A 13226-nucleotide genomic window follows, 5' to 3' on the forward strand; every position below is an offset into this window, starting at 1 on the left:
GCACATGGAACCTTTGTCCTGGGGGCAGATCGCCCTGCAACTCGTGATCCGCTTCCTGCCCGTCTGGGTGGCGCTGATCGTGACCTTCGCCCTGTCCATCGCCTACAAGCGCAAGCTGGGGCTTTATGGCAAGCTGTTTGACAACACCATCGGCATGGTGGGCTTTGGCCTGGTGATGTTCTGGGTCTACACGGCGCTGGCCGTGGGCCTGTTCGACCTGATCGCCACCCATGACCCGCTGACCACCGCCATGGGGATGAAGAACAAGGCCCCCGGCACGCCCCTGCGCAGCCCCGACGCGGGCGAATTCGCCTATTACCTGCTGGGCGGCGATACCCTGGCGCGGGATGTCTTCTCGCGCATGGCGGCGGGCGCCTGGGTGGTGATCCGCATCGCGCCCCTGGCGACGCTCTTTGCCTTCATGGTGGGGATCACCCTGGGTCTGCCCGCGGGCTATTTCGGCGGCAAGCTGGACGCGGGCCTGTCCTTCCTGGCCAACCTGATCCTGGCCTTCCCGGTGATCTTGCTCTTCTACCTGCTGGTGACGCCGGAAATGGTGCAGACGGGCATTCCCAGCTACATGGCGATTGTCCTGTTCCTGTTCCCGATCCTGTTCCTGACGGTGCTGATCAACGCGCGCTACCGCACCCAGCCGTCAAAGCGCAACGTCATGCTGGCGGTGCTGATTTTCGTGCTGGGCTGGGCCTATCTGTCGCTGATCTCGGATCCCGAGACGCGGGTGGCCTTCCTGCCGGAGGCGCTGGATCTGTTCAATATCCCGGGCGGGATCCTGGTGGTCTTCGTCAGCGTGGTCTTCGTCAATGCGCCCACGGTCTTCCGCATCGTGCGGGGGCTGACGCTGGACATCAAGACGCGCGACTATGTGGCCGCCGCCCAGACCCGGGGCGAGGGCCCGTGGTACATCATGCTGTGGGAGATCCTGCCCAATACCCGCGGGCCGCTGATCGTCGATTTCTGCCTGCGCATCGGCTATACCACCATCCTGCTGGGCACCCTGGGCTTCTTCGGCCTGGGCCTGCCGCCCGAAAGCCCGGACTGGGGGACGACGATCAACCAGGGGCGCAAGCTGCTGTCGATCTATCCGCATCCCGCCATCGTGCCGGCCGTCGCGCTGCTGTCGATGGTGCTGGGGCTGAACCTGCTGGCCGACGGGCTGCGTGAGGAAAGTCTGAAAGATTGAGGCGGCGGGACCGGGGGCCAGCCCCCGGACCCCCGGAGTATTTCCAGCCATCGAATGGGAACACGGCAGTTCCTGCGGAGAGGTGTCATGAGCGACAAGCCCGAGTATGACGGACCCATCCTGGAGATCGACCGGCTGTCGATTTCCTTCTTCACCCGCCTGCGGGAAATCCCGGCGGTGATGGATTTCTCTGTCTCCGTGCGCCCCGGCGAAGCCGTGGGCCTGGTGGGCGAAAGCGGCTGCGGCAAATCCACCGTCGCCCTGGGCGTGATGCAGGATCTGGGGGTGAACGGGCGGGTCGTGGGCGGCTCGATCAAGTTCAAGGGCCGCGACCTTGCCGAGATGTCCGACGCCGAGCTGCGCCATATTCGCGGCAACGAGATCGCGATGATCTACCAGGAGCCCATGGCCTCCCTGAACCCGGCGATGCGGATCGGCAAGCAGCTGATGGAAGTGCCGATGATCCATGAGGGGATCTCGGAGAGCGAGGCGCGGGCCCGGGCGCTTCAGGTGATCGAGGACGTGAAACTGCCCGATCCCGAGCGTATCCTGAAGGCCTTCCCGCACCAGCTGTCGGGCGGCCAGCAACAGCGGATCGTCATCGCCATGGCGCTGATGTCGAAACCCGCCTTGCTGATCCTGGACGAGCCGACCACGGCGCTGGACGTCACCGTCGAGGCGGCCATCGTCGAGCTGGTGAAGGATCTGGGTAAGAAATACGGCACCTCAATGCTGTTCATCTCCCACAACCTTGGGCTGGTGCTGGAGACCTGCGACCGGCTTTGCGTGATGTATTCCGGCGAGGCGGTGGAGCGGGGCTCGATCGAAGATGTCTTCGACCAGATGCGCCATCCCTATACCCAGGCCCTCTTCCGCTCGATCCCGCTGCCCGGGGCTGACAAGACCTCGCGCCCGCTGGTGGCCATTCCGGGCAACTTCCCCCTGCCCCATGAGCGCCCGCCCGGCTGCAACTTCGGGCCGCGCTGCGATTATTTCGAGGCCGGGCGCTGTGACGCGCAGGATATCCGCATGGCGCCGGTGAAGGGCGATGAGCGCCACGAGACCCGCTGCCTGCGCCAGGACGAAATTGATTGGGACGCGCCGGTGGTGGCCGCCCAGCAGAACGCCAAGCCCGAGCCGGGGCGGACCGTGCTGAAGATGGAGAACCTGAAGAAATACTACGAGGTCGCGGCCTCGGCCCTGTTCAAGGGCGGCGAGAAGAAGGTGGTGAAGGCCAACGAAACCCTTAGCTTCGAGGCCCGCGAAAGCGAGACCTTGGCCATTGTCGGCGAGAGCGGTTGCGGCAAGTCGACCTTCGCCAAGGTCCTGATGGGGCTGGAGACGGCGACCGAGGGGCGCATCCTGCTGGACAATCGCGAGATCCAGGGCACGCCGATTGAGGCGCGCGACACCAAGACCGTGGCCGATGTGCAGATGGTGTTCCAGAACCCCTTCGACACGCTGAACCCCTCTATGACCGTGGGCCGCCAGATCATGCGCGCGCTGGAGGTTTTTGGCGTGGGCGCCAGCGAGGCCGAGCGGCGCGAGCGGATGCTGACCCTGCTGGATCTGGTGAAACTGCCGCGCGAATTCGCCGAGCGGATGCCGCGCCAGCTGTCGGGCGGGCAGAAGCAGCGGGTGGGCATTGCCCGTGCCTTTGCCGGTGACGCGCGGATCGTGGTGGCGGATGAGCCGGTCTCGGCGCTGGACGTCTCGGTGCAGGCCGCCGTCACCGACCTGCTGATGGAGATCCAGCGCGAGCAGAAGACGACGCTGCTGTTCATCAGCCACGACCTGTCGATCGTGCGTTATCTGTCGGACCGGGTCATGGTCATGTACCTGGGCCATGTGGTCGAACTGGGCACCACGGAAGAGGTCTTTGCCCCCCCCTATCACCCCTATACCGAGGCGCTGCTGTCGGCGGTGCCGATTGCCGATACTTCGGTGAAGAAAAAGCATGTGGTGCTGGAGGGCGACATTCCCTCGGCCGTCAACCCGCCGCCCGGCTGCCCCTTCCAGACCCGTTGCCGCTGGAAGGACAAGGTGCCGGGGGGCCTGTGCGAGCGCGAGCTGCCGCCCATGCGCCACTTCGGCGCCCATCAGATCAAATGCCACCTGTCGGAGGCGGATTTCGCCGAGATGGAGCCGGTGATCCAGATCGCCGCCGAGTGAGGGCGCGCGGGGAGGGTCTGGGATGCGCAGGGACAGGCGCCGCGACAAAAGAACGGCCCTTCCAGAGGCAGGGCCAGAACCAGCGCAAAAAAGGCCCCTGCCAAAGGCAGGGGCCGGGACAGACTGAGATCTGTCGGGGTCGGGGTCAGTCGGTGGGGGCTTCACCGATGACTTCCTTGGGATCATTCACCGGCAGCTCGGCGATATGCTCGGCTGCGATCGCGGCGAACTTCTCGACCATCGGGCCATAGTAGGCATTCGGGTCGGTCACGCCGGTCAGGGTGTCGGCTTCCAGTTCCACGTTGAAGGTGGTGATGATGTCGCCGTTCTGTTCAAAGACCGCGACCTGGCCAGCCATGGTGCCCATGTCCGGGGTCAGTTCCATGCCCAGGATCGAGGCTTCGACATGCAGGCCTTCACCGTCTTCGACGGGGGACTCGAAGTGGGTCATCAGGGCCGCTTCGACATCGTCGTTGATGGTGTCGACATAGGCGGCGGGGAACTTGCCTTCCTGGACGGATTCCTCGACCACGTCGGTCTTCACGTCGGAAATCGGGCCGTCATAGGCAAAGGCGGGAATGGCGGTCAGCGAGGCTGCGGCGATGGCGGGAATGATCAGTGCGTTACGCATGATGAGGTCCTTTCTTCTTTCCTCTGCAACGCCTCCCGCCGGGCCCCTTGTGGGCCTTGGCTGCGGCGGCGTCGCCTTCTGGATAGACAACACCGACCCCCTGCCCGGGTTCCTGAAGAGGGGTCGAAAAAACGCAAAAAAGCCCCCTGCGGCGCGGATCGGGCGCGGCAGGGGGCACATAAATATCAGCGATTTCAGCAGGTTGCGAAAAACGCGCTTAGCTGCCCCAAATCGTCTTCACGTAGGCTTGAGTTTCCGCATAGGGCGGGATGCCACCGTGTCGTTCCACCGCCTTGGGGCCCGCGTTGTAGGCGGCCAGGGCCAGGGGCCAGCTGCCGAAGGTGCGGTATTGCGCCGCCAGGTAGCGCGCGCCGCCGTCCAGGTTCTGGTAGGGATCGGTGGCATCCACCCGCAGCAACCGCGCGGTGCCGGGCATCAGCTGCGCCAGGCCGATGGCTCCCTTGTGCGACACGGCCTCGGCGTTCCAGTTGCTTTCCTGCTGCACCAGCCGCAGGAAGACCCCCTCGGGCACGCCGTTGCGCTGCGCGGCAGAGCGGGCCATGTCCAGATAGGGGCCGGCATAGGCGCCCTGGAAGGTGACATCATCCCATTTGGTCGGCGTGCGGATCGCCCGCGGGGTCAGCCGGACCGAGGCGGCATATTGCGAGGCGGCGCGCTGATCCAGCAGGCGGGTCTGGGAACGGAACTGTTCCTTGCGCGCGTGCGAGGCCAGAACATCCGCCGAGGCAGGCAGCGCCCCCGGCGCCATCAGCACCAGCGACAGCAGCAGCGCCCGGCGCGAGCGATGGGAAAAGCGGCGATCCATGCGTCTTTCCTCCGGAACCAATCGAATAAGCCTAAAATCGGCGCGATCTTAGCCTAGCCCGGCGAGGAATGCACCCCCCTTCGCGCCGCGGGTCCGGCCGTCGCCGATGCCCGGCCAGGCGGCATCCGGGCCGCGATAGACCGCACACCCAGTGCAAGCGGCTTGCGATTTGACGCCCTGTTTGATGTAACGCTTTGAACACCGGCCTGACTCGGGCCGCGACATGAACACGAGGGGAGACGCACCATGGCAGGTTCCGTCAACAAGGTCATCCTGATCGGCAATCTGGGGCGCGACCCCGAGGTCCGGTCGTTCCAGAACGGCGGCAAGGTCTGCAACCTGCGGATCGCCACGTCGGAAAACTGGAAGGACCGCAACAGCGGCGAACGGCGCGAGCGCACCGAATGGCATTCGGTCGCCATCTTTTCCGAGCCGCTGATCCGCGTCGCCGAGCAATATCTGCGCAAGGGCTCGAAGGTCTATATCGAGGGCCAGCTGGAAACCCGCAAATGGCAGGACCAGCAGGGCCAGGACCGCTATTCCACCGAGGTGGTGCTGCGCCCCTACCGCTCCGAGCTGACCATGCTGGACGGCCGTGGTGAAGGCGGCGGCGGTGGCGGCGGCAACTATGGCGGCGGCCAGGGTGGCGGCGGCTATGGTGGCGGCGGCGGCGGTTACGACGATCGCGGCGGCCCCGGTGGCGGCTATGACGACCGTGGCGGCTCGGGCGGCGGCTACGGCGGCGGTTCGGGTGGCGGCGGTGGCCGCAACAACGATCTGGATGACGAGATCCCGTTCTAAACCGACCGGACAAGCCATTCCGCTAGGGTCAGCAGCAGCCAGATCGGCGGCGCCAGCCCCAGGAACACCAGCAAGGCCGCCCGCCACGTCGGGCGGCCTTGTTGCGTTGCGGGCAGCGAAGTGGCGGAGGCGCGTTTTCTCATCGCCCGCATTAACCCTGTAGAAGGTTTTCATCGGCTTAACGGGGTCATGAAACATGCCCGTTTTCCCGTGCTGGGGGGCGATGGCCGGATGCATCGCCATCCCCATTACGCCACCACCCTCACCCGGCTCGGCGCCGCCACCGGGCGGCTGCCCTGCGGCACTCTGACGGTGACCCGGCGCCTGGGGCCCCTGGCGCTGATCTGGCTGCCCGAGCCGCCGGTGCTGCCCGACCCGGCAACGCTGCCCGGCCCGGCGCTGATCTCGGCGGCGGGGGCGACCCAGGACGCAGAGTTGCGCGGCAGCGGCGCGATCCGGGTGATGACGCCGCAATCGCGCGCCGTGCTGCCCCTCTGGCCCGAGGCGGCAGCGCAGCGCGCCGCCCAGCATCAGAAGTGGCGCAACCGGCTGTGCCGCGGCGAAGAGGCGGGGCTGCGGATCCGCCACGCCCCCCTGCCCCGGGATCCCGCCCACTGGCTTTTCGCCGCCGAGGCCGCGCAGCGCCGCGCCCGGGGCTATCGCGCCCTGCCGCCGGCCTTCGCGCTCAACTGGCCGGAAACGCAGCTCTTCACCGCCTCTCGCGGCAGCCAGGTTCTGGCGGCCATGCTGTTCCTGATCCACGCCCCCGGCGCCAGCTACCACATCGGCTGGAGCGGGCCGGAGGGGCGCCGCGCCTCGGCCCATACCCTGCTGCTGTGGCGCGCGGCGCGCTGGCTGGCCGCGCGCGGCATCACCCGGCTGGACCTGGGCCCGGTGGATCGCGACCGCGCGCCGGGCCTTCTACGCTTCAAGCTCGGCAGCGGCGCCCGGATCGAGGACACGGGCCATAGCTGGTTCCATAGCCGGATTTCTGCACCGCTTGGCCGCTTCCTCGGCTGATCCCCGCTTTGGGCCTTTCTTTTTTGGCCGTCCCGGGCTAGGGGCTGCGCGAGACCCTGAGAGGACCCCACATGGATCTGCGCAATATCGCCATCATCGCCCACGTTGACCACGGCAAGACCACCCTTGTTGACGAACTGCTGAAACAATCCGGTGCCTTCCGCGCCAACCAGGCCGTTGCCGAACGCGCCATGGACAGCAACGACCTGGAACGCGAGCGCGGCATCACCATTCTCGCCAAGGCCACCTCGGTGGAATGGAAGGGCACGCGGATCAACATCGTCGACACCCCCGGCCACGCCGACTTTGGCGCCGAGGTCGAACGGATCCTCTCGATGGTCGATGGCGTGGTCCTGCTGGTCGATGCCGCCGAGGGTCCGATGCCGCAGACCAAGTTCGTGACCTCCAAGGCCCTGGCCCTGGGCCTGCGCCCCATCGTGGTGCTGAACAAGGTCGACAAGCCCGACGCCGAGCCCGACCGGGCCCTGGACGAGGTCTTTGACCTGTTCACCGCGCTGGATGCCAACGAAGACCAGCTGGACTTCCCCCACATGTACGCCTCGGGCCGTTCGGGCTGGGCCGATAACGAGCTGGACGGGCCGCGCCAGAACCTGGACGCACTGTTCAACCTGATCGTCAACCACGTGCCCAAGCCCAAGCAGATCGCCCGCCAGGACGAGGATTTCCGGATGCTGGCCGTGACCCTGGGCGCCGACCCCTTCGTCGGTCGGATGCTGACCGGCCGGGTGGAGTCGGGCAAGCTGAAGGTCGGCCAGACCGTGCAGACGATCTCGCGTATCGGTCAGAAGGTGGAACAGTTCCGCTGCACCAAGATCCAAGCCTTCCGCGGCCTGGCCTTGCAGGACATCGAAGAGGCCGTGGCGGGCGACATCGTCAGCCTCGCCGGCATGACCAAGTCGACCGTGGCCGACACGATCTGTGCCCTGGCCGTGGATGAGCCCCTGGAAGCCCAGCCCATCGACCCGCCGACCATCACCGTGACCTTCGGCATCAACGACAGCCCCCTGGCGGGTCGTGACGGCAAGAAGGTTCAAAGCCGCGTCATCCGCGACCGTCTGCTGAAAGAGGCCGAAACCAACGTGGCGATCAAGGTCGCCGACACCCCCGGCGGCGAAGCCTTCGAAGTGTCGGGCCGTGGCGAACTTCAGATGGGCGTGCTGATCGAGAACATGCGCCGCGAAGGCTTCGAACTGTCGATCTCGCGGCCGCAGGTGATCCTGCGCGAGGAAGACGGCCAGAAGATGGAGCCGATCGAGGAAGCCACCATCGACGTGGATGACGAATACTCCGGCGCGGTGATCGAGAAGCTGACCGGCGCCCGCAAGGGCGAGCTGGTCGAGATGCGCCAGGCCGGTGCGGGCAAGACCCGGATCATCGCCCATGTGCCCTCGCGCGGGCTGATCGGCTATCACGGCGAATTCCTGACCGACACCCGCGGCACCGGCGTTCTGAACCGCGTGTTCCATTCCTGGGCCCCCTACAAGGGCGCGATCCCGGGCCGCCGCGCGGGCGTGCTGATCTCGATGGAACAGGGTCAGGCCGTGGCCTATGCCCTGTGGAACCTCGAAGATCGCGGGCGCATGTTCATCGGCGCCCAGGCGGATATCTACCAGGGGATGATCATCGGCGAGCATAGCCGCGAGAACGACCTGGAAGTGAACCCGCTGAAGGGCAAGAAGCTGACCAACGTGCGCGCCTCGGGCAACGACGATGCCGTGCGCCTGACCACGCCGATCACCCTGTCGCTGGAAGAGGCCATCGCCTATATCAACGACGACGAACTGGTCGAGGTGACCCCGAACGCGATCCGCCTGCGCAAGCGCTATCTGGATCCGCATGAGCGCAAGCGCATGTCCAAATCCTGAGCGGGTTTGGCCGCGCGCCAGGGCGCGGTCCTGCCTTCGGCGAGCGTATTGTCAGCTTTCGGATAAGAGAAAGGCGCGGATCAGATGGTCCGCGCCTTTTGCGTTGCCGCCGTCAGTGCGGCGGAAAGCGCGGCATCGAACTCGCCCTGGCGCAGATGGGTCAGACCGGCGGCGGTGGTGCCGGCGTAGTCGACCATCTCCTGCACATGCTGGGCAGGCGTCGCCCCCTCTTTCAGCATCTCGCCCGAGGCCAGGATCAGCTGGCGGATGGCGCGGGTGGCGATCTCTGCGGGAATGCCCTGGGCCGTGGCATGGCGGATCATGCTGTCGGCGAAATAGGCGACGAAGCCAGGGACCGGGCCGGTCATGGCCGTAAAGTCGTCGATATGGGCCTCGTCGGAGATCTCATCCGTCTGGCCAATGGCGCCGAAAAGCGCCGTGGCCAGGGCACGATCCCGGGCGGTGACGGCACCGCCTGCGACCCAGGGGGTATAGGCCAGCCGCTGCTCTGCCGCCGGGCTGGACATGGCGCGGATCACCCGGCGGGCACCGGTGGCGTGGCGCATCCCCGCCAGCGACAGCCCGGCCACCACCGACAGGACCAGGTGGTCGGGCAGATCCAGCGCCAGCGCGGGCACTACGGCGGGCGGCACCGCCAGCAGCACCACGTCGCAGGCCTCGCAGAGGGCCGCCAGATCCGTGGTCTGGGTCACACCCGCGCCGCCCTCCAGCGCGACCGGGCTGCCGCTGCGATTGGCCAGCCACAGGTTCGATCCGGGCAAGCCGCCCATCAACAGCCCCTGCGCCATGGCGCGCCCCAGTTGGCCGGTGCCGATGATACCCAGGGTGATCTCTGACAGCATGGTGCCCTCCCTTATGCTGGGCAAAGCCTAGCAGGGGTCCGCACATGAAAAAAGCCACGCCCGGGGCGCAGCTTTTCTCGGTCTCTCGAAGATCGGGCCGGGCCCGCGACAGGGCCTTACTCGAAGGCCTCGACGATCATCAGATCGCGCTCCGAGGCGCCACGGGCGTGGCTGAGGGCCTCTTGATAGTCGGGGCCGTGGTAGCAGGCCTCGGCCTCTTCCAGCGAGGGGAAGACGGCCACGACATTGCGCGACTTCTCGTTGCCTTCCAGCCAGCTGTAGCGGCCGCCACGGGCCAGGAACTTGCCGCCATGCTTGGCGATGGCGGGGCCGGCCAGCTTGGCGTAGCGGCCATAGGCCTCTTCGTCGGTCACATGCACATGGGCAATCCAATAGGCCTGGGGCATTGTCGTTCTCCTTACGCTTCCAATACGGCGCGGCCTGCGGCCAGCGCCTCATCCGCACCGGCAAAGTCCTTGCCGCCGCCCTGGGCCATGTCGGGGCGGCCACCGCCGCCCTTGCCGCCCACGGCCGGCACGGCGGCCTTCAGCACATCCACCGCCGAGACCGTGCCGGTCAGGTCGTCGGTGACGCCGCAGGCCACGGCGACCTTGCCGTCTTCCTCGGCCACCAGCAGCACCACGCCAGAGCCGATGCGCTGTTTGTGGGCGTCGATCAGGGCGCGCAGATCCTTGCCCGAGACCCCTTGCAGGGCCTGGCCCAGGAACTTGACGCCGTTGACCACCTCGGCCTCGGCACCACCGCCCGAACCGCCGCCGCCCATGGCGATCTCGCGCTTCAGCTGGGCCACTTCGTTTTCCAGCCGCTTGCGGTCGTCCATCAGCGCCTTGACGCGGTCCACCGCCTCGGGGCCTTGCGCCTTCAGCATCCCTTCGATCGACGACAGGGTCAGGTCGCGGCCACGCAGTTCCGCCAGGGCCGCGGCGCCGGTCAGCGCCTCGATCCGGCGCACGCCGGCCGAGCTGGCGCTTTCCCCCGTCAAGGCAAAGGCGCCGATGTCGCCGGTGCGGGTGACATGGGTGCCGCCGCAAAGCTCGATCGACCAGGTGTCGCCCTTGGGGCCCTTTCCGGTGGCGGCCTGGCCCATCGAGACCACGCGCACCTCATCCCCGTATTTCTCGCCGAACAGCGCCTGGGCACCGATGGCGCGGGCGTCGTCGGGGGTCATGATCCGGGTCTCGACGGCGGTGTTCTGACGGATGAAATCGTTCACCTCCCGCTCGACCTGGGCCAGTTGCTCGGCGGTCATGGCATGGCCATGGCTGAAGTCGAAGCGCAGGCGGTCCGGCGCGTTGAGCGAGCCGCGCTGTGCCACATGTTCACCAAGCGCCTCGCGCAGGGCCTCGTGCAGCAGGTGGGTGGCCGAGTGGTTGGCGCGGATCTTCGAGCGGCGGTCGTGGTCGACTTCCAGCACGGCGGCCTCGCCCTTCTTGACGCTGCCCTCGGTCACCTCGCCCATGTGCAGGAAGACGCCCGCCACCTTCTTGGTGTCAGTGATGCGAACCTTGCCGCCCTCGGTGCGGATCTCGCCGGTGTCGCCCACCTGGCCACCGCTTTCGCCGTAGAAGGGCGTCTGGTTCAGCACCAGGGTCACGGCGCCGCCGCTGGCGACGCTGTCGACCTGGGCGCCGTCCTGCACCAGGGCGATGATCTGCCCCTCGGCGGTTTCGGTGTCATAACCCAGGAAATCGGTGGCACCGTGGGTTTCGGCAATGTCGAACCAGACCGCCTGGTCGGCGGCCTCGCCGGTGCCGGCCCAGGCGGCGCGGGCCTTGGCCTTCTGCTCGGCCATGGCGGCGTCAAACCCGTCGGTATCCACCGCCCGGCCCTTCTCGCGCAGGGCGTCCTGCGTCAAGTCCAGCGGGAAACCGTAGGTGTCGTAAAGCTTGAAGGCCGCGGCGCCCGGCAGCTCGGCGCCCTCGGGCAGGTCCGACAGTTCCTCGTCCAGAAGTTTCAGACCGCGATCCAGGGTCTGCTTGAAGCGGGTTTCCTCCAGCTTCAGCGTCTCTTCGATCATCGGCTGGGCCTGGCGCAGCTCGGGATAGGCCTCGCCCATCTGGCGCACCAGTTCCGGCACCAGGCGGTACATCAGCGGATCCTGGCTGCCCAGCAGATGCGCATGGCGCGCAGCACGGCGCAGGATGCGGCGCAGCACGTAGCCGCGCCCGTCGTTCGAGGGCATCACGCCATCGGCGATCAGGAAGGAGGTCGAGCGCAGGTGGTCGGCGATCACCCGGTGATGGGTCTTGCCCGGCCCGTCGGGCTCGGTGCTGGTCGCATGGGCCGAGGCCTCGATCAGCGCCCGCATCAGGTCGGTGCCGTAGTTGTCGTTGGTGCCCTGCAGCAGGGCCGCCACCCGTTCGATGCCCATGCCGGTGTCGATCGACTGCATGTCCAGCGCCCGCATCGAGCCGTCCTCGAACTGTTCGTTCTGCATGAAGACGACGTTCCAGATCTCGATGAACCGGTCGCCGTCCTCTTCGGGGCTGCCCGGAGGGCCGCCCCAGAACTTCTCGCCATGGTCGAAGAAGATCTCGGTGCAGGGGCCGCAGGGGCCGGTCGGCCCCATCTGCCAGAAGTTGTCGGAGGTGGCGATGCGGATGATGCGGCTTTCGGGCACGCCGATCTTCTTCCACAGCTCATAGGCCTCGTCATCGGTGTGATAAACGGTGGTGTAAAGACGCTCGGGCGAGATGTCGAAATGCTTGGTCACCAGGTCCCAGGCAAAGGGGATCGCCTCGGCCTTGAAATAGTCGCCGAAGCTGAAGTTGCCCAGCATTTCAAAGAAGGTGTGGTGGCGCGCGGTATAGCCGACGTTGTCGAGGTCGTTGTGCTTGCCGCCCGCCCGCACGCATTTCTGCGCGGTGGTAGCCCGGGTGTAATCGCGATGTTCGACCCCGGTGAAGCAGTTCTTGAACTGCACCATGCCCGAGTTGGCGAACATCAGCGTCGGGTCGTTGCGCGGAACCAGCGGCGAGGAAGGGACAATCGTATGTCCCTGCTTCTCGAAGTAGTTCAGGAAGGTCGAGCGGATCTCGTTCAGCGTCTTCATTCTTGGCGGCCCTTGTCCCGGTTGCCTGACGGTCCCGTCGATTTAACGGGCGGCGCGGGCAGTGTCTACCGCCCCCGGGGTCCGGGGCCGGATTTGACGCGCCCCCGCGACAGGCGGCGCGCCGAACCCGGGCCAAAGACGGGCCGGTCCAGGGTCAGTAGACGTAGACCTGGTAGTCGTAGAGGGTCAGTTCCTGACCGCCATAGCCGATGTTGCAGCCGCCGGTGCGCGCGCCGATCTTGCCCGGTTGATAGCCGCCGTTGTGGGGCGCCAGGCAGAGGAACAGCGGCGTCATGTCCGCCTCGCTGCCGAAGGCCCAGGCATTGTCCGGGATGGCGCCGGGATAGGCGGGCGCGGCCCAATAGCCCGGGTTGTTCACCAGCACATCGTAGCGCTCGGCGGTGTATTCCTGGCCACCATAGCCGAAATTGCACCCCGAGAAGCCCGGGCGCACCTTGCCCAGATGGCGCCCGTTGAAGGCCCCCGCGACGCAGACGTAAAGGAATTCGCCATTGCCCTCCTGCCCCTGGGCATAGGTGCCATCGGGCACCGCGCCGTTCTGCGCCGGGATCCAGACCGGCCCGCCCTGAACCGGCAGGATCCGCTCGGGCCCGGCGCCGGGCTGCTCTGCCACACCGGCCACGGCCAGAACCGTTCCGACCAGCACGCTGGCCATGCTTGCAATCACAGTCATTATCTCACTCTCCCCAATCCGGTGGGCGCGTCCCATGGCCCCCGATCTGGCCTTTCTAT

The 13226-nt window shown here is 66.8% G+C and carries 11 protein-coding genes; 5 read left to right on the top strand and 6 right to left on the bottom strand.

Annotation, left to right across the window (positions count from 1 at the left end; translation table 11 throughout):
- Positions 1–4: 4 nt before the first annotated feature.
- Positions 5–1201 carry an ABC transporter permease gene (locus tag ACRARE_RS12685; RefSeq protein ID WP_432656817.1) on the top strand — a complete coding sequence of 399 codons (1197 nt, stop codon included), beginning with the start codon at positions 5–7 and terminating at the stop codon, positions 1199–1201.
- A gap of 87 nt (positions 1202–1288) precedes the next feature.
- Positions 1289–3373 (top strand): dipeptide ABC transporter ATP-binding protein, encoded by a 2085-nt coding sequence (locus ACRARE_RS12690; protein WP_432656818.1) that lies wholly within the window; start codon positions 1289–1291, stop codon positions 3371–3373.
- 145 nt (positions 3374–3518) lie between these two features.
- Here the strand turns inward: ACRARE_RS12690 and ACRARE_RS12695 are convergent, their stop codons facing one another.
- Both ACRARE_RS12695 and ACRARE_RS12700 read right to left on the bottom strand, forming a co-directional pair.
- Entirely contained in the window at positions 3519–4004 is a 486-nt protein-coding gene (locus ACRARE_RS12695; RefSeq protein WP_432656819.1) for a hypothetical protein, read from the bottom strand.
- Between the two features lie 217 nt (positions 4005–4221).
- A complete protein-coding gene (locus tag ACRARE_RS12700) occupies positions 4222–4830 on the bottom strand; it encodes a lytic transglycosylase domain-containing protein (protein ID WP_480428943.1) in 609 nt (202 codons plus the stop codon).
- 246 nt (positions 4831–5076) lie between these two features.
- On the opposite strand from ACRARE_RS12700, the gene ssb reads away from it, so the two are divergent.
- From ssb to typA, 3 genes are all read left to right on the top strand, one after another.
- Entirely contained in the window at positions 5077–5631 is a 555-nt protein-coding gene (ssb, locus tag ACRARE_RS12705) for a single-stranded DNA-binding protein (protein ID WP_432656820.1), read from the top strand.
- A gap of 189 nt (positions 5632–5820) precedes the next feature.
- A complete protein-coding gene (locus tag ACRARE_RS12710) occupies positions 5821–6651 on the top strand; it encodes a GNAT family N-acetyltransferase (RefSeq protein WP_432656821.1) in 831 nt (276 codons plus the stop codon).
- 71 nt (positions 6652–6722) lie between these two features.
- Positions 6723–8537 carry a translational GTPase TypA gene (gene typA / locus ACRARE_RS12715; protein ID WP_432656822.1) on the top strand — a complete coding sequence of 605 codons (1815 nt, stop codon included), beginning with the start codon at positions 6723–6725 and terminating at the stop codon, positions 8535–8537.
- An 80-nt stretch (positions 8538–8617) separates the two neighbouring features.
- Here typA and ACRARE_RS12720 read toward each other — a convergent pair whose 3' ends face one another.
- The 4 genes from ACRARE_RS12720 to ACRARE_RS12735 form a co-directional block, all read right to left on the bottom strand.
- Entirely contained in the window at positions 8618–9400 is a 783-nt protein-coding gene (locus ACRARE_RS12720; protein ID WP_432656823.1) for a pyrroline-5-carboxylate reductase family protein, read from the bottom strand.
- Positions 9401–9516: 116 nt separating this feature from the next.
- A complete protein-coding gene (locus ACRARE_RS12725) occupies positions 9517–9807 on the bottom strand; it encodes a DUF1330 domain-containing protein (protein WP_432656824.1) in 291 nt (96 codons plus the stop codon).
- Positions 9808–9818: 11 nt separating this feature from the next.
- A complete protein-coding gene (gene alaS, locus ACRARE_RS12730) occupies positions 9819–12473 on the bottom strand; it encodes an alanine--tRNA ligase (protein ID WP_432656825.1) in 2655 nt (884 codons plus the stop codon).
- A 154-nt stretch (positions 12474–12627) separates the two neighbouring features.
- Positions 12628–13167 carry a DM9 repeat-containing protein gene (locus ACRARE_RS12735; RefSeq protein ID WP_432656826.1) on the bottom strand — a complete coding sequence of 180 codons (540 nt, stop codon included), beginning with the start codon at positions 13165–13167 and terminating at the stop codon, positions 12628–12630.
- Positions 13168–13226 lie beyond the last annotated feature (59 nt).

The sequence above is a fragment of the Pseudooceanicola aquaeponti genome (genome assembly GCF_050897975.1).
Lineage (GTDB): Bacteria > Pseudomonadota > Alphaproteobacteria > Rhodobacterales > Rhodobacteraceae > Pseudooceanicola.